This window comes from Rhodococcus tukisamuensis NBRC 100609 (genome assembly GCF_001894985.1).
In the GTDB taxonomy this organism is placed as follows: domain Bacteria; phylum Actinomycetota; class Actinomycetes; order Mycobacteriales; family Mycobacteriaceae; genus Rhodococcus_G; species Rhodococcus_G tukisamuensis.
Genome location: NZ_BCXG01000014.1, coordinates 15,662 through 33,048 on the forward strand (window position 1 = coordinate 15,662; position 17,387 = coordinate 33,048).

Annotated in this window: 10 protein-coding genes; all 10 read right to left on the reverse strand. The window is 66.9% G+C overall.

All coding sequences use genetic code 11. The annotated features are described in order from the left end of the window. Window positions 1-63 precede the first annotated feature (63 nt). Window positions 64-819, reverse strand: coding sequence for a DUF6339 family protein (locus RT2_RS15510; protein WP_139191261.1), 756 nt, complete (start codon window positions 817-819; stop codon window positions 64-66). After that, window positions 816-1,715 carry a hypothetical protein gene (locus RT2_RS15515; protein WP_083577407.1) on the reverse strand — a complete coding sequence of 300 codons (900 nt, stop codon included), beginning with the start codon at window positions 1,713-1,715 and terminating at the stop codon, window positions 816-818. Before RT2_RS15515 ends, RT2_RS15510 begins: the two co-directional genes overlap by 4 nt. Continuing rightward, window positions 1,712-3,706, reverse strand: coding sequence for a hypothetical protein (locus tag RT2_RS25510; protein ID WP_139191259.1), 1,995 nt, complete (start codon window positions 3,704-3,706; stop codon window positions 1,712-1,714). The genes RT2_RS15515 and RT2_RS25510 overlap by 4 nt, the downstream gene beginning before the upstream one ends. After that, complete coding sequence (locus tag RT2_RS15525; protein ID WP_083577408.1) at window positions 3,703-4,719, reverse strand: PD-(D/E)XK motif protein; 1,017 nt, start codon at window positions 4,717-4,719, stop codon at window positions 3,703-3,705. Before RT2_RS15525 ends, RT2_RS25510 begins: the two co-directional genes overlap by 4 nt. After that, window positions 4,719-7,283, reverse strand: a complete 2,565-nt coding sequence (locus RT2_RS15530) for a Z1 domain-containing protein (protein ID WP_072845777.1) — start codon at window positions 7,281-7,283, stop codon at window positions 4,719-4,721. The genes RT2_RS15525 and RT2_RS15530 overlap by 1 nt, the downstream gene beginning before the upstream one ends. Before the next feature lie 311 nt (window positions 7,284-7,594). Further along, a complete protein-coding gene (locus tag RT2_RS15535) occupies window positions 7,595-8,758 on the reverse strand; it encodes a TRAFAC clade GTPase domain-containing protein (protein ID WP_072845699.1) in 1,164 nt (387 codons plus the stop codon). Next, window positions 8,755-9,837: a hypothetical protein gene (locus RT2_RS15540; RefSeq protein ID WP_245709485.1), complete on the reverse strand. Its 1,083-nt coding sequence runs from the start codon at window positions 9,835-9,837 to the stop codon at window positions 8,755-8,757. The genes RT2_RS15535 and RT2_RS15540 overlap by 4 nt, the downstream gene beginning before the upstream one ends. Continuing rightward, window positions 9,838-12,606 carry a GAP1-N2 domain-containing protein gene (locus RT2_RS15545; protein ID WP_072845700.1) on the reverse strand — a complete coding sequence of 923 codons (2,769 nt, stop codon included), beginning with the start codon at window positions 12,604-12,606 and terminating at the stop codon, window positions 9,838-9,840. It lies immediately after the preceding gene. Beyond that, entirely contained in the window at window positions 12,603-14,603 is a 2,001-nt protein-coding gene (locus RT2_RS15550) for a SaeA-related protein (protein ID WP_072845701.1), read from the reverse strand. Before RT2_RS15550 ends, RT2_RS15545 begins: the two co-directional genes overlap by 4 nt. A gap of 14 nt (window positions 14,604-14,617) precedes the next feature. Beyond that, window positions 14,618-17,386 (reverse strand): magnesium transporter, encoded by a 2,769-nt coding sequence (locus RT2_RS15555; protein ID WP_245709484.1) that lies wholly within the window; start codon window positions 17,384-17,386, stop codon window positions 14,618-14,620. Window position 17,387 lies beyond the last annotated feature (1 nt).

Below are 17,387 nucleotides of genomic sequence, written 5' to 3' on the forward strand. Positions count from 1 at the left end.
ACAGACAACCTAGAAAAGCACGGATCCGCTCGGTCCAACAAGGACCCCGACACCGCCCCACACTCAGCGAAGGGCTCTGATCTCCCGGACAGCATCACTCAACGTCGCGCGCAACGTGCCCGCAAGTTCATCTTCCGACTGGGCGTCAAATCGTATGAAAGCGGCCAGCCGAAGAAGTCGCTTGAGGAAGTCACGAAGAATATCGCGGCGCGACGATGACTCGTCCAGCTCGGCCCAAACCGTCAGGATCATCCTGACCACGAACGAACTGGCACCCAATGACGTACGGCGGGCGTATATCTGGTCAAACTCGGACTCACCGAGCAAGCCAAGATATGCATAGGGATCCACGCTGTCAGGCTGCTGGACCAAGTGCGCCCTCCACCACAGTCTGCCAAAGACATGCCGGGTGATGTCAGTCGAAAGTACACGGTCGCCTGGTGGATCCGGATAACGCCAGTACGCCACGTCCGGCAAGAGGACGAGTGCAAAGAACGCCCATATGTCGCCCGATGCGGCCTCCGCCGGGACCATCCCAGAGTCGCTGTGCAGGTACTTCGCCACCTCGAGATCAAAATCGTTTCGATCGCTTACCGTCGCTGTGTCCGGAAAGCCCGCGTCCTCTGCCAGCTTGTGTACATGGTTTCGCACTGACTCGAGCTGTTCGCCTGATACACGAGCTCCGCCGGTAGCGACATACACCGCACTGTCGTCACTCGAACGCCATCGGCTTCCGAGTTCCGCAATCGACAGGAACCGACACTCCTCATGCATTGCGCTCGCGATCTCGGGGAGGAGTCGCGGGTACAGAACACTCACGAGAGCTCCTCGAAAATCTTGACCGACGCCTGGACCCGAGTCGAGAACGCAGTCGGCGAATTGTCACGCTGACGACGGAGATCCTCAAACGCCTCATCCGGAAAGCGCATCTGGATCATCGCCTGCAACGTTGCCCCCAAACTGTCCTCGGGATACGACGTCACATCGTCGAACTCGGCGTTGCTCAGTGCATGCTCGATCAGGGTCCGTGCGACATCTGCATACGTCGAAGAAATAATCGCCACATCGACTGGCCTCGGGCTCGAGGCGTTCTTGAATGCAGTCGACGCAGGCTCGTTTGCTTCGTTGATCAGCAGTAGCAACGAACCCATCGTGGCAGCGTGCATGTTCGTTCCGATTTGGACGTACCACGCCGCCTCTAGAGGGTACGGCGTCGACGCGAAGTCGATAATAGCGATCGGGAACTGCGGAGCGTCACCCTGCAAGCGAACCGACTTGCTGTCGGACCAAAGCAGCGACCCTGCGCGACGAGGAGCAAAGGCCGCGACGTCAGCCTGATCGTGGGCCAACGTCAGGATCGTGTCGAGGGTAAGCGTTCCACCGAGATCCGAACCACGCAGAGTCGACCGAATCGCTACTCGTTGAACTCCATTGCCGAAGAGCACTTCTCGAAATGCAGGAGCGCGCAGACTAGACCCGGACGCCGTCCAGACGACCGACAATGCGATCTCGGCGCCGGGCGGGAGCCCCGTGTCCGAACGTAACCGGTCGAGATCGACATCGACGACACGTGTCAGCAACAGATCTGTGTTGTAGTCCCAGTCCGGCAGGTTGTCGTCAAGGTCGAATGGCGTGTCCATGACAAGAATCTGCCAGCTGGCGGCAGAGACGACTGCGTCGCCCGGAACGCGATACGGGAATGCCGTGCGACTCATGCCTCGACGGCCTTTCGCTCCGCGAACAGGTCAATAGACGTGACCGTGTCCGGGGCTGGACGGACGACGACCTTCCAGATTGTGTCACCGCCCACCATGTCGAGTCCGGCGAGACCGACGAATGCACTGTCGTCGTCGGTATCCCAACCGAGAATAACGGGCTGCTGGGCGTTCAGCGGCGGATCAGTCTCCTTACCCCGGTTGGACGGGATCGCGACACCTACGTCCGCGCGGATCGCGTAACTGCCATGCTGCGCGACCCGGAAGCGTTGAACCACAACGGCTTCTCCATTGCGGATTTCAATGGCGGGTTCGCCGATGTAGGCGACTCGGGGCCGTGTTCCCGCGCGGTGCCGGCCGAGCCGGCCGCCGCTTGCATCTGGCGACGCGCCGTCGCCGCCGGACCGATTAGCCGGTTCGGCCGAGCCAGCTGAACGGCCTTGCCCGGCCCCCGCTCCGGCGGATTCACCATCGGCTCCGAATGGCCTGGCTCCTGGTTCAGGTGTCGGTGCCGAATCGTGATCAGTGGCAGGCTTGCGCGGGTGATTCTTCGTCGATATTGCCGCAGTCATCCCCCCGAAGCCGAACGAGCCGGAGACCAACGACGAGAATTGTCGACTCGCTGCCCCAAGTGGAGCATTGACCGTCGCGCTCACCGCGTCTGAGCCGAGCTCGACGAGCGGACTGAGGCTCTCCTTGATCCTCTGGTACGTGACACGCACGATCTTCCGGTCGTTTCCTTCGAGCGGCTCATGACGCCAGTCGTCATGCGTCGGCGGTTCCGATTTCGCATAGGCCTGATCGACTTCGGCATCAGCCCGAAAGACTCCGGCATATGACGTGAAACGGGCACCCGTGGCCGGACCTCTCAGGTACTTGACGACGAGTTCCGGTGTGCGCATGAGACATACGTGATGCGACGTGTCCCTGAAGCCACACTCCTCGGAGACCGAGCTCGGTTCGAACGGCTTCATCATTGTCTTGTGGAGACCGAGTCTGCCTAGGTAGATCTTCGGACTCTTCACCCACAGCCGGTCTGAATCGGGCGATTCCATCTTGCGATAGGCCTGCACGAACAACCTCAGTGGCGACGTCTCGACCGGGTCGGGAATCGGAACATCATTCCCGTTGCACGTAACTGAGAATCGAATATCGGGAGGCGATCCGTCTGCCTTGTCGATCATCTTGGGCCACAAGTTCCACGCGATTGCGTCCGCGATCCACTGGGCGGCCTCGTCAGGGTCTCGGTCGTCGAGATCCGGGTCGACGATCATGACAGTGGTGCCCGTTTCCTTCTCGCCGAACTGCTCAAATCCCAGTTGGTGTGCGATCCTGTCGGCCTCAGCACCGATGAACGGTTCGACCACCTCCCCGGACATGTCACCCCACCAGTGCCGGCCCGTATAGCGCTTGCCTTCCATTCCTTCACCCACGGAGTAGCTCTTCCACAGGCTGCACCCGACTAGTCGTGTTTCGAAACCACCCTTCACCCGACAGCGAGTGTGGACCAGGACGGTGCCAGTGCGAGATAGAAGATAGTAGATGCCCTTTCCGAATCCATAGGTACCACCACCGAAGTCCCGGTTTCGGGGCTCGCCGATATTGCGGACGAAGCGCACGAAGTTGTTGTCCGTGGTGATCGCGTTGTCCGCACGGGTCGGGCCTCCGAGACCCTTTGTTCCTCGATCGGATACCGACAGAACTCGGATCGGTTTTGCCAACGTTTGCCGAAGTGGCAGCTGAGAGTCGGTGGGTGCCGACGGCGTCAGCAGCCGCCTCCACACTGGAGCCATTCCGGCACCCAGATCATTGAGTGCGATCCGGAAGTCGACCGGATCAGGACCACTCCGCGCATCCCAACTGTTCTGGGCGGCTTCACGGACGAGGACTGTGAGCATGTTCAACGCCGGCCGGCCAAGCTGGTTGCGGATTCCCTCAGCCGCGGTTGCGCCTTCAGGTGGATACATCTGGGATTCCCAGCCGAACTTCATGGAGCAATATCCTTCATAACTCGCTCGTGCAAGGCTTCGACTGCGGAGGCGTCCAAGCCCGAGGTTGCCGGATCAGGCAGTTCGATCGTGTATGCCACATCGGCCACCAAGACGGGAAGCCCCGAGTCGGACAGCTGCGTGATGGTCAGGCGCGGGAATTCGGCATCGACTGCATACCAGGCATCTTCGACCACTTCGAATCGAATGTCGCGGTACCAGTCCGAGTCCGCCAGCCGATATCCCGACTGCTGGAGCTTGTCGACCAACGCTGCCTGGTCGTCGCTGAGGTTCAACACCTCACTGACCAGATCAACGAGGCTGTGGCCGTCGGGTCTTGACTGCAGTCGCATCCAGGCCACGAAGAGGCGGCCGTTGTGTGGCGCGTCAAGCTGGTCTAGCCCATGAATCCTGACTCTGCGCCCATCGGTCGCGGTTGTAGCCTTCACTTCGAAAGCATCTGCGCCAAAAGCGAAATCGTGGCAGTAGCCAGCTGGGCCGGCCCACATCGAGACAGCCGATGAGCTTTTCGTCAGGAGACGACGCAGGACCCAGAGTTCGGCGAACAACCCGGTTAGCCGAGATTCGCCCAGGACCGACGATGATGTCGAGAACAATGAGCGCCATCGGTCCAACACGAGGTGGGTCGCGCCGAGCGCTTTGTCCGGTGAAGACGCGACCGCAAGCAGCACATCCGAGCAGACGTCACTGAACAGGTCGTTCAACTCCTGATTGAGGCAGCTCACGTCGGCGTAACGGGTGTATGTGGTGCTGGTCTCAAGCGCGCGTTCAGCCACACGGAGGTTTGCCCCATCGAGCTGCCTGCGCACCCTCTGCTTCCGCGATATAGGTATCAGGATATGGCGCAATCCATCAGCGTCGACCGCCGCAAGCAACCGCCCGTCTCTGCCTTCCACAGGGAGATCGGAGGTCCTCAAGCGATTCGAATTCGTTGGATGATCTGATTCGAGAACCTTCCAGTGATCATCCAGAATATCGCGCAGCGAACCCGCCACTACGTCTCCACGAGTTCCAGCTCGCTGAGATCTTCTTCCTCGATCTCGAGCCTAGACAAGTCTGCGCTGATGTACTCCCACTCGACCTCGCTGTCGCCATCCTTCGGAGTTGGAAAGACGAGACCCACTCCAATTACGTGTTCGGGAGCGTTGAGCCCGACACGCATCTCGGCGGTGCGCTCGCCGGGTTCGGAATCCTTGTCGATTGCGTACAACACGAGCAGCCCTGTCTTGCCCGCCTGCTCTGATCGCAGGCGGACGATAGCCGCTTCAGTGAGCTCACCTTCAACCTTGCTGGTATCCAGGTCGACGGCAGCGTCCCGGCGGCTCATGAGTGTCTTGATGTCGACGATGTCACTGGCCTTCAACCTGGCACGAGTGACTCGCTCGACGTCGATACCTGGGGCAAACCCAAACGTAGCGCCGGCCACACCGGATGGCTTCTTGCCCACAATCGCGACATTCCACTTGTGCAGTGCGGACTTCCCGACCCGCTGATTGATGTACCGGGTCAACAGGTTTGCGTCACAATCCTGCGACTTGGCATGGAAGCTGTAGGCCTCCAGAAACTTGATGACGTCCTCGAACGGAACTCCTCGCCACAAGTATCGGCCTTCCGTCGGTGTGTGCTCCTCATCGGTGTGACTGGCGATGACCTCCGCGATCAGTTGCTGTGCCGCCGACTGGTTGCCCAGCAGGGTCTCGGCGTCCAGGTCGAAGTAACGCGTCTGGATTCGTTGACCGCCATACGCGGCTGCCGCCTTGGCGATGTCCTTCATCTTCGCCGCGGCAGTGACGCGCAGTGAGGGATGGGTGCGTATGCGGACCGCAAAGGTGGTCGGCGTCTTGTCCTCAACCATGTACACACCGATGTCGCGACGGATCTCCGACTCGACGGTCGCAAGGTGTCGGAACCAGTCGCGGAGTTCCGCCGTCATCCAGACCCGAGGGAGGTCCTCATATCCGGTGCGGTAGCCGAACCAGCGGCCCATCTGTAGGAGTGTGTCGTACGCCGACACCGACCTAACGAAATAGCTCACCGACAGCCCTTCGAGCGTTAGGCCTCGGGACAGTGTGTTGCCGCCGATCGCGATCGCAACGACCGGATCCCCCTCGTAGTCGAGACGTACCTTGCTGCTCGCGTTGTCGAGAATAATCTCGCAGTCAGAAACGACGCGGGCAAGTTCATCCAGAAGCTCATCGAACGCAATCGGGGTGCGGCCGAACTCTGATGCCGGAACCTTGATCGTTTCCGTGTCCCACAGTTCACGGAGCTCGTCAAGAAGTGCGCTGTCCTCCGATCCAAGCAGGGATTCAGTCTCGGCGCGGAAGTCCTCTAGCGGGTCCCGGAAGCTGTTGTGAATCGCCGTGTTGACGCTGGTGTGGATCAGCATCGTGGCATGCCTCGTCCCAGTGCCCCTTACCTTGCGAGCAGCGGTGTTCAGCCAGAAGTAGTGGACCGCGTCGCGGAGGGCATCGCCGATCTCCGGCTCGAAGCCTTCCCGCTCCGCGCGGGTGCGCGGACGCACAAGATCAACTTCGTCGTCGGGGATCTCACGAATCATGTCGTAGCCGTCGTCGACGTCTTCGGGATCCTCGCCGTCGAGCACGTCCCGACCGAACAGCACCTCCGTGCCGAAGTGCCCCTCCGGCTTCGGGAGGCTGACAATGAAGTCCTTCGGGTAGAGGTCCTCCGCCGCCGGGTCGATGAGTAGATTCGCGAACGGTGTCGCGGTATAGCCGACGTATGCTGATCTGGGGAGCTTGTCCATAATGTCGCGGATCAGTGGGTTGATTGTCTTGGTCGCGACGGTTGCCTGATCGGCCTCGTCATCGATGATGAGGGCCGGGCAGTCCACCAGGTATCCAGATGCCGTGTCGAGCCATTCCCGGAATCGCCGGAGAACTGCGGCGTTCTTCTTGATCACACACAGAACGTGCTGTTTGTTGCTCTTGGCGAAGTACGCGGCTGCATTTGCTGGCGCCACGAAATCCTTCTCCGGCACGGTGAGCTGCATCCAACTCGCCGCATTGGGCTTGATCAGGTCCTGGACGAGGCGCAACTGCGTCTGGCGGCGGAGTCCGTTGTGGACGCCCGCGAGAACTATGAACAGCTTGTAGTTGCGGTCTGCGGCCTTCGCCATGACGGCCGTGAAGTTCGTCGTCTTGCCGGACTGAACGTGTCCGACGACGAGGCCCCGCGCAGAAAAGCGCTTCTCCTTGGGGTGGTTGAGCAGCGAGACCACCTGAGTGGATGACTGATCCAACGCATCGATGGACTCCGTGGTCCAATCCTTCTTTCGCAGTTGCTTTGCGAGTGTGGGCCAGCAGGTGTCGTCCGATTGCGGGCCTGTGTACCAGGTCGGCCGGTTGTCAAGCACAACGGACTGAGCAGTGTCCTGCTCACGGACCTTGATGGCCTCGAGCTCGTGGCGTTCACGAATCTGCTGAATCAGCGCAGGCGGGACACCAAACATCGACAGCATCTTGATTGCGTCTTGAGGCGTCTTGCTGTCAATCAGATCTACAAAATGTGCGTACTGCTCGTCGAACTCGGTGCTCAACACATCCCCCAGCCATCTCAGAAAATCGCTTGTCGCTATTGCGAGTCAAGGTAAATTGCGGCCAGTCTAGGTTGCTGGCCTGACACAGGTCTTGCGAGCGTGGAAATGGGCTGCCTTCGCCGAGACCGATCGGTGTTCGGCGAGTTCAACTGGCACGGCGCAGACTGGAAGTTTCGCACCATTGGCCGGCTACGATTCCAGCCTCGCCGGCACCACTCGACACTGCAGCGCCCGCAAAGACCGCTGGTAGACGTAGCGCGGTCCCGCGCGCGATGACCGGAAGAAGGCCACGGTCCCGCAGCGGGAGGCAGCTACGCCCACACCCCCCGCTGCGCCAACACCCACCGAACCGGATCCAGACACCGGAACGGCGAGATCCCGTTCTGGTGCAACCGATCTCCCACCGGCGACTCCCCCAGCGCCGACACCGCGAAGTACCGGCTCGACAGCTGAACCCCGGTGTGCGGCTGCTCGACGGCCATCACCATGGTCCGCGCCTCCAGCTTTTCGAGCAGGCTCCGCACCTCCTCGTGCACCAGCCGGCCGTCCTGCTCGTCGTACGGCCCGGCCCGCAGGCTGGGGTCCCGCGAGAACCCGGCGCCGCGGTGCGACATGACCTCGCTCCAGTCGCTCCCGTCCACGTGCGCCAGTGCCTGCAGGGCGTCGAACTTCGACAGGACCACCGCGAGGTGTGGAGTCCCGGTGCCGATGATCGACAGCACGGTCCGCAGCACCGACCGCGGGTCGCCGCCGACGCGTTCCTGCGCGGGCACCAGGTCGTGCAACTGATGGCGCACCGACTCCACCTTGAGCGGGTCGAACATGAACACCACCCCGTCGGCGTGCCCGAAGAACTGCATGGAAGCGGCGTTGACGTTGTTCGCGTTCTCCAGGTCCTCGCCCGCCACGTCACGGATGACCAGGTACTGCCGCGCCTCGTTCCAGACCCCGAGGCTGAATATCAGCGGTTCGCGCTGGTACGGGTTGCCGGTGTGCGCGGCCGGGGTGGACTCGAGGATCCCGCGCTCCTCGTACAGCGGCCGCTCGTAGTGCTCGAGGTAGTTCAGTTCCGTCTCCGTGGTGGCGGGTTCGGCCACCCGGTTGAGCCGTTCGCCGAGCAACTGCAGTGTCTTGACCAGGACGGCGATGTACACGGTCTTGCCGGTCGCGCGGGCGCCGGCCAGCGCGACGCACGTCGTCTGGGCGCCGCGCCAGCCGGCCGGCAGCCGGTAGTGGCACACCGGGCACACCTCGGCGACATCGCCGCCGGTCTGCCGCTCGCCGTAGAACGCGGGCGGGGCCCAGTCGTCCGCCGCGTCCGCCGGCCGAACCAGCTCGATCACCTTGCCCGACTTCACCGGGCTCCCGTGATAGGCCGAGGCCACCTCGTCCACCTCCGGTGCGTCCGGCGCCAGGGGGACCCAGGCGTACCGGTCCTGGGTCAGCGTCACGAAGCAGCGTGGGCATTTGGTCATCGCAGTACACCTTCCGAATCCTGCAGCGCCGCAACCTCGGCCAGCAGGGACTCCACAACTCGAGACAGCTCGTCGGCATCGGCCAGCAGCGCCGGGACCAGGTCGCCGCCCGCCTCGGGGGGCGCGACGACGGTGGCACCGACCTCCGCCGCCGCGCCCGCCGAGCGCGGTGCCAGCAGCACCAGGTGCGGCCGGACCGCCGACCCCGCGCCACCGTCGCGGACGCGGTCCGCGGGCACCGCGTCGGTCACCGTGACGACCAGCGTCTCGACGACCCGCGAGGACCGATCGATCGCCGCCGACCGGAATCCGACGCCCAGGCCCGCCACGTCGAGTTCGGCCTGCACACGGTCGGCGAGATCCCGCAGCTCCCCCGACGGCGGCGTCGTGACGGCGCCCCCGATCAGGTTCACCTGCACCGAGTCCCGTGCCCCGACGACGGTGGCGATGCCAGCCACGATGTCGACCACTGCCCGGATGCTGCGGTCCTCGATCCGCGGCAGCATCGAGATCGTGGTGTCGATGTCGACCTCGACCAGCAGGCGGCGCATCTCCGGCAGTCGGTCGACGCGGAGCAGCCCCCGCGCCGCCGAACGGGCCCGGGCCGCGAGGTCACTCAGCGGCACGTCGACGGCGGTCTTGCGGGCCGTCACCTCGAGCCGGTCACCGACGGGCGCGATCGTCGCCAGCTCGACGCCGTGCAACCCGGAGACGTCGATCGGCGTCAGCTCGGCGCGTTCCGGGTCCGGGTCACGCTCGCTGTCGACCCCGATGGTGACGTGCAGGACCGTACCCTGCGGGAATCCCCCTGCGCCACTGGACGGCCGCGCCATCACGACCGTCTCGGAGTCCACCCGCGGCAGGATCATCAGTCCAGGCCGCGGGTTGAGCACCTGCCCAGCGCCGGTCCCGTCCGGGCCGAACGCCCACACCTCGACCGAGACGCCTGGCGCATCCACCGTCACCGCGAGCGGTCGCCGCGGCAGGTCCACCCGTCCCGCGCCGTCGAGCACATATCCCGGCATCAGATCGATTCCCTTCGCCCACGGCGCCAGCACTTCTGCGTGGTCACAGTCCACTCACTTCCTTCTCAACCGACCGGCCGCGGGCCGGTCGGCGCTCAGTGAGCGCCTCTCGGTCCAGCCCTTGACGAACGGTGCGTAGCCCTTGCATGCGTACTCCACATCGATCCCGCCCTCCTGGCGGAGGACGGTCCGGATCGCGTCCAGCACACCCTGCGCGTCGACGGGACCGCGATAGTCGGACTCCCCCATCAGCGTCCACACGACCGACTCCAGCAGCGACCGCGGATCGTCCGGAGACCCGATCTCCATCCGGCACAGCAGGTCATCTCGATCGACGGCCAGCCGCAGCCGCGACGCGGACGGGTCGGTGAACACCGCGTACGCGACGGCCCAGCGGAGATCGATCACACCGGATCGCACCCAGGAGGACACCACGTCGAACGCCAGCCGCCGATCTGCACGGACCGCGCGCACCAACGCCTCCTCGTGCCCGTCCGGCAACCGGGGCACCGCAGAACCCCGCCCGGTGGACGCGTTCGCCCGGGCGGCGACGGTGAGGAGCGCGAGCCGCACCAGCAGGTCGTGCGGAAGGTCCGCCTCGAAACACGCCGCGTAGTCGAGGAGAACGGGCCGCACGTGCTGGTCCAGCAACGGCCGGATGTCGCGTTCGGTGAGGCTGCCCCACCGTCCCCAGCTCCGGATCGCCGCCCACGACGTCGCCAGCCCGTCGAGGTAGGGATCGGACTCAATCGGTAGCGCCGCACCGGCCCGTGGGTCCGCCGCCCGCGAGACGAGCAGCTCGACCTCCGGGCCCCACGGGTCCGTGACGATCCCGTTCCGCAGGAAGCCCCGGGGAACCACGGACGGATACTCCGTCACCGCCAGGCTCAGGTCGCGCGACGTCCACACGACCTCCCGGAGCAACCGGGTGAGGTCCTCGCCTGCCCAGCCGCCGCGGGATGCCTCGTACAGCGCGCGTCGCAGGACAATCAGCAGATGTGGGCTGTTCACGTCGAGTTCGCCCGCCGCCATGGAGGCGCGCACCCCGTCCGCGACGAGCATGCTCAGCGGCTCCGCGATTCGGCCGGGATCTCGTGACAACGCCTCCGGCACCGACTGCCCCGTCTCCCCGACTACCCACTTCAGCACGAGGTGCGGAACCCGTGACCCAAGCGGCCGGCCGGTGACCGCCGGGTGCGCGGCGAGCGCGGGCTGCAGGTACTCGAGTCTGGTCGCGGTCCCGACCGGTCCGGAGTCCGCGACCAGCGCGGGGCCGTCGACCGGGTCGCAGAGGATCGGCACCACCGCAGCCTCGAGCACCTCGAACACCGCCGCCCTGCCGGGTCCGTTCAGCAGCCCTGCCTCCGCGAAAACATCGAGCATGGCCACCGCGTCCACCGCGAGGTCGCGAAGTTCCTGGCGGGTCGAGACCGCGTGCGCACGGGTCCGCAGCGCCGCCGCCACCCGGTCCGCCTCGGCCAGCAGGTCATGCGACGACCACGCCGGATCGAGGCGTTCGCGCTGTTCCCGGGTGCTGCCGCGGATCCAGCGGCGATCGCCGAGCATGCGGAACAGGAACATTCGCCCGGCCAGCACCCGCACCGCCGGTGCGACGGTGTCGTCGTCGAGGAGGAGCACCAACGCCGGCCACGCCGCCGCGGTGTCGTGACCGAACTGCGCATCGACGACGGCCAGCGGCACCGCCGCGAGGTCCGGTTCGTCGACGACCGTCTCGGGCGACTGCTCGAGGATCACCTGGGCGGCCTCGTCGTGTCCGTCGTACAGTCCGGGTTCGAGGGTCACCGCCATCGCCAGCGGCCACATCGGCGACAGGCCCCGGTCACCGGCCCGGCACGCAATCGAGTCCTGCTGGGCGAGAGTGCGTTCGGCGACCGTCGCGTCGACGAGGGCGGTCTGCGCCAGCACCGACCACGCCGTCACCGGGACCGCCTCACCGCGGGCGGTGCGATGCGGTTCGCCGCCGAGCTCGCCGAGGTCCGGCGTCTCGTGCTCGTCGATCAACACCTGACCGCCGAGCACCGGGAGTCCCTCGACGTCCCTGCGCGGCACCGCCACCAAATGCGCTCCGCGGGTGACGGTCTCCTCGACGGCCGGCAGCCGGTCGAAAGTGCACCAGCCGAACCGCCGCGCCGACCCGGGCGACATGAACTGGCTGATCGCCCCGATCCACAGCGCCGCAGACTCGGGGTTGTCGGTACCGAGCACCACCGCCGGGCCGCCTGCCATTGCCCGGGCGACCGCGTCGAGCAGCAGGCTCAGCACCCCGATCCGCCAGGTTCCGGGGTCGAGCAGGAAGCCCAGCACCGAGGTCCGGTCGACCACCGCACCGACCGCCGGCGCGGCCTCGGACAGGCTCGCGTGCGCCACGGCGTCGGCTCCGTACGGCACCAGCCAGTCCCGCGAACGCCAGAGTTCGACGGGCCGCACCGACTCGGCCGCGGTGTCGTCGGCCCGGTCCAGCAGGACGTGCGCGAAGACGTTCCCCGGCCGACCCGAGGCGTCCGCCCCGGCCGCGACCGTGTGCCAGTAGCAACCGGCGCCGCCGGCCACCGGCACGTACGACAGCCGGCGGGGCCGGGCCTCGAGATCCTCCGGGGTCGGGAACGGCGGCGGCGGCTCGACCGGCTCGAATCGTGTTGCCACGCCGGACCGCATCAGGTCCTGCTCCGGCTCACTCAGACCGCCGCCGACCTCCTTGACCTGCCAGCCTCCCCCGCCTGCCCGCGCGGACGCCGGCGAATCGTAGGAGGTGTACGTGAGCTGGCCGAACCGGGGCGGCGCGGAATCCACCGAACCCGTCATCGCACCCGGCCGCCGAGCAGGTCGAGACGGATACGGTCCATCGGCGGATCCATCAGGGCGATCAACTTGCCCTGCTCCGGCCGGACGTCCGCGAAGACGCGGAGGTAGCCCGTCAGGTTCGCGACGTCCGCGAACCACATCTGGTCGTTGACGCCGCCGAGCCGCTGCGGATGGAAACTGCGCGCACCCGGCGCCTGCCGGTCGTGGCTCGCGCGCACCTCCAACGGTTGCCCGTCCCGTGCGCTGAGCGGCAGCCGAGCCGGGTTGTGCACCAGCACGAACGGCGGCGCGGTGCTGGTCTCGACCTCGGCGGCAAGGCGGACCGCGACCGTGGTCCCGCCGGGCTGCGCCGTCACGTCGTACCAGATCCGCAGCAGGCCCGGGTAGTCGACGGTGGCCGGAACTCCGACGATCCGTTCGCCCGCCGTGTAGGCGACCGGCACCACGTGCACCGAACAACCGTGCGGAGGAAGCGGTTTCGCCAGGTGCAGCCCGCCGTCCCGGTCGTATACGGATCGCGAGATCTCCGCCTCGGGGCGCTGTCCCAGCACCTGCTCGGCGGTCACCTCCCGCTGGCTCAGGTACACCGACACCGATGCAGCGCCTGTCGGCCACGGGAAGGTGAGCACCTGCTCTGCGCATCGCTCGACGATCCGGACATCGCGCAGCGCGGGCAGTGGCCGGGTCGCGGTGACGGTGGATCCGACCTGGACCTTGCCGTCCAGCACCGTGACCGGCGTGAAGTAGGCGCGGACCCAGCCCCGCGGCCAGGACACGTTCGTCATCCGGCAGGTCGAGTCCTCGCCCGGGATCACCGGGTGCACCAGCCTCGCCGAGCGCGGCAGGCCTCCCGAGACCTCGAGGGCGCTGTCCGGCAGCGGCTCCTGGCCGAGCCCGGGTCTGGGCCCGACCTCCGTCCGGTACATCACCACCGTGCCGGCGGCGGGTGCGGTCCACTCGAGGTCGAATCGGGCGTCGTCGCCGGCGCCGTGGGTGTGCACGGCCAGGTTGGCCACCGGCTCCAGCACGACGGATACGGCGACCTCCGCCTGCGCCGCGGACGAGAGCAGCGTGCGGCCGTCCACCTCCACCTCACCGATCGCGCGGTAGAGGTAGCGGCGCCCCCGTTCGGCCTCCCCGTCGACGAACCCGCCGATGTTCGCCTCGGTTGCCAGGATTCGGTGCCGGGCATCGGTCTCGACTCGGACGGTTCCGTCCAGCGGGATGCGCAGCACCCGAACCCTGGAGGTACCCGGCCACGCCGACCACTGGCCGATGACCGTGCCCTCGTCCTCCTGGACGAGGAAGTCGACGACGGGGCTGAGGATCTGGCCCTCGGCGATCAGTACCGGCTGGCGTTGTGCCGCGTCGCGGTCGTCGGCGCCGATGTGGCACCACACCTGCAGGAAGCGGACGGCCGAGGCGGGCGGGGTCGCGTCGATCACCCGCGGGCTCCGCGTCACCGCCGTCAGGTGGCCGGCCTCCGGCTTGTAAGCCCGGTGTTCCTCGTTGGCCACCACGCGGTACAGCACACGCTGACCCGGCCGCACCTGCGCGGGCTCCCATTCGATCAGGTGGCCGCCACCCGGTTCGGGTGTGATCGTCAGAGTCGACGGCAACCGGTCGGCGTCTCCGTGTGCGTACTCGCAGAAGTCCTCGGACCGCATGTCCACGAGCTCACCCGACAACGGCGCGGGCGCCGGCGGCACGGGGAGCCGGGCCGTTGCGGGGGCCGGTGTCGACTGCGTCTGCTGCGGGCCGGCGGCGGTCGCGGTGTCCACCGACTCCGGCTCGTGGGAGCCGAGCAGCTCGGCGATATCAGCGGCCAGCGCCTTCGCCTTGCGCGGCAGCATCGGCTCGATCTCGGCGGCGGTGCGCCGGTTCGAGCGGATGATCTGGTGCAGGTGGGTGTCCTTGAGGATTCCGACCTGCAGGTGCGCGGCGTCGATCTCGTGCTGGCGCAGCTCTTGCAGCGCGGCGAAGGCGTCCTGGGCCATGGGTCCACTCACTCTCAGAAGTTGAGGCCGTCCGCGACCGGCACCTCGAATGCCGTTCGCGCGGAAGGCTGCTGCACGTTGTTCGGTTCCGACGACCGCACGGGAAGGTCCGGCGCCAGCAGAATCTCGCGAGGCACGGCGAGCCCGTCGGACGCCGTGAGACGCAGGTCCTCCTCGGCGATGCCCTCGGTGTACTGCGTGGTGACGGCGACCAGTCCCAGCCCCAGCCGGGCCGTGCTCGGGACGGAGCCCGCGACCGCCGACAGGCCCTTGGTCGAGGCCAGGTCGGTGAAGACCGCCCGGTCGAAGAAGTCGCTGTCCGCGCGCGGCGACGACGAACCGACCCCGGCCAGGAAGTCGTCCAGACCGCTCCGGTGGACGCGGCCGTCGGCGTGGAACTCGACGCTGTCGACGAGCCGTCGGGTCAGGTCCCCGTCGGCCAGGGACAGTTCGGTGCGCGCCCGCTCCCAAAGCAGCGACGCACCACCCGCCTCGACCTCACCGCGATGCAGCATGGTCGACCACTCGTCCAGGGCGGATCCGGAGCCGGCGCCGGGCTGGGACGCCAACAGTGCGGGGTTGCGGCGGAGATCCTGACCGGACGCGCCGAGCACCTCGCCGGCGTCGCGGACCGCGGAGTCCCACTGGTCGGTCAGCCACCCGACGCTGAGCAGGTCGTGGCGGAGCTGCTCGGCCACCCGCTTGATCTGGCTCGGTTCCGGGCTGCCCGAGGCCACGACGGTGCTGAGAGGCAGGCCCCACTCGACCGGCCGCCGCACCTGGCGGACGTCGGCACTGGTCCCCAACGGCTTCGCCAGGAAGGCGCCGAGTGCGCGGCTCCACGACAGGTACTGGCGGTAGGCGGCCGACAGTACCTCCACGTCCCGCAGCGCGGCACGCAGATTCGTCTGGTTGGCCTCCCGCGCCGACTCCGCGGCTTCGCGTTCGGCAAGCAGCTGGAAGAGTTCCTGCTGCTCGGACATGAAGGCCCGCCCGACGAATCCACACCAGCCCAGCACGCTCAGGGTGATCACTGCGGCGCCCACCCACCAGGAGAACACCCCGAAGTGGGCCAGCGCTCCGGCCACCACCGCCACGACGACAAACACCGCCGTCAGCACCTGCAGCCGCCGCACCAGGCGCTGGTGCCGCTGGGCCGTCACCGCCGCGAGGTCCTCGGGCTCGGTCGACGCGCCGATCCGCTCGATGAGGCCGCGGGCCTCCGCCAGGATGGCGGTCAGGCGCTGGGCGAGGATCCCTCCGAAACCCACCGCGTAGCTGCGTCCCACCCGCGACGCCCAGGTGCCGAGCGCCGCGTTGGTGCGCCGCGCCTCGAGGCCGAGGGCCGGGTCCTGTTCGAGTCCGCGAAGCTGATCGCGGATCTCGTTGATACCGAGCACATCCGCCGGGTCGACGGCGTGCACGTCCAGGGTCGCGGACACGATCCCCGGAATGTCGGCGAACTGATCGGCCGGGCCCGGTACCACGTCGGATGCGGACCGCAGCACGGCGCGGTGCGCCCCGACCTGCGCGGCGGGGAGGTACGGGGAACGCTCACTGGCGTCGGCGAGGGTCAGCGCCCCTCGCTGGTAGTCGCGCCACAGGTCGGACAGATCCGCGGTCGGGGAACCCGACTGGCCCGAATGACGCTGCGCCGCAGACGACTGGGCGGCAACGCTGTCCAGTGCCACTGCGATTCGCTTCGAGGCCGCCTCGTACTCCGACCAACTCGCGCGCCGTCCGTTGGCGTCGACTCCGTTGACCACGATCTTGTATGCGGACGGCGCCGCGCCGAAAAGCGTGTCCTCCGCGGTCGACGCCAACGACGACGACACCCTGTTCGTCACCCGCGCGAACAGTGCGGCCGGCGCGTTTCGCAGCACCGCGCCGAGGAACGAGAGGAACATCCCCAGCGCCTCACGCAGGCCGATGGTCCGCGGCTCCGCCGCGGGCGGGGCGACGACCCGGTTCCCCTCCAACAGATGCCGATGTCGGGACCACACCGCGTGTGCCATCGACTGGGCTGTCGACGCGACGTCGTCGGCGTAGACCACGGAGGTACCCACATCGCTCGGCAGCGGCAGCTGTCCGCCGAAGTCGAGGACCTGCCGACGCAGTTCGGCCTCGGCGTGCGACGTGTCGAGCCTGCGGTAGAACGAGCGCACCACCCGCAACGCGTCACCGGGAAGCACGGGGACGTGGTCGAACGGCGCGTGCGCGGCGTCCGTCCACAGTCCCGCCACGCTGGCCACCACCGGCGCCGCATGGCGACCGACGGCAATCGGGTCGCCGGTCGCCGACAGCGAGATGTGTCCCATACCCGGGCCCCGCGAGTCCTCGGGTGCGATCAGCAGGTTGTGCCACCCGGCAGGCGCGAGAACCGCGGCCTCGGACCGCTCCTCGCCGGGCCGCCGGACGAGCAGGCGCAGCCGACTGACCTGAGCGCCACCGGAATTCGACGCGACCAGTTCGGCCATCGCGCGTTCGAACCCGGCGTCCACGGGAGTGGCGCCGGTTCCGCACGGCACCACGACGCACACCCGGACCCGGTCGATGATCCGGGTGGCCAGCACGTCCTGCAGCGCCACCTCGGTCTCGACGCCGCCGGCCACCTCGGCAGCGACGACCTGGGTTGCGCCCTGCCGGAGCCCGTCCGCGTCGATCCACAGGAACGGCGAGACCAGTCCCGCGGCCGAGAGATCGGTCAGGACATCACGCACGCCGCGTGCCGGTCCGGCCGATCCGAGGATCACGGTGAGCGCCTTCATTTCGGTCGTCCCCATC

What these genes read in the sequence shown, in the direction of transcription:
- RT2_RS15515 (WP_083577407.1), bottom strand. Translation starts at nt 1,715, where the DNA reads ATGAGTCGCACGGCATTCCCGTATCGCGTTCCGGGCGACGCAGTCGTC.
- RT2_RS25510 (WP_139191259.1), bottom strand. Translation starts at nt 3,706, where the DNA reads ATGAAGTTCGGCTGGGAATCCCAGATGTATCCACCTGAAGGCGCAACC.
- RT2_RS15535 (WP_072845699.1), bottom strand. Translation starts at nt 8,758, where the DNA reads ATGACCAAATGCCCACGCTGCTTCGTGACGCTGACCCAGGACCGGTAC.
- RT2_RS15545 (WP_072845700.1), bottom strand. Translation starts at nt 12,606, where the DNA reads ATGACGGGTTCGGTGGATTCCGCGCCGCCCCGGTTCGGCCAGCTCACG.
- RT2_RS15550 (WP_072845701.1), bottom strand. Translation starts at nt 14,603, where the DNA reads ATGGCCCAGGACGCCTTCGCCGCGCTGCAAGAGCTGCGCCAGCACGAG.
- RT2_RS15555 (WP_245709484.1), bottom strand. Translation starts at nt 17,386, where the DNA reads ATGGGGACGACCGAAATGAAGGCGCTCACCGTGATCCTCGGATCGGCC.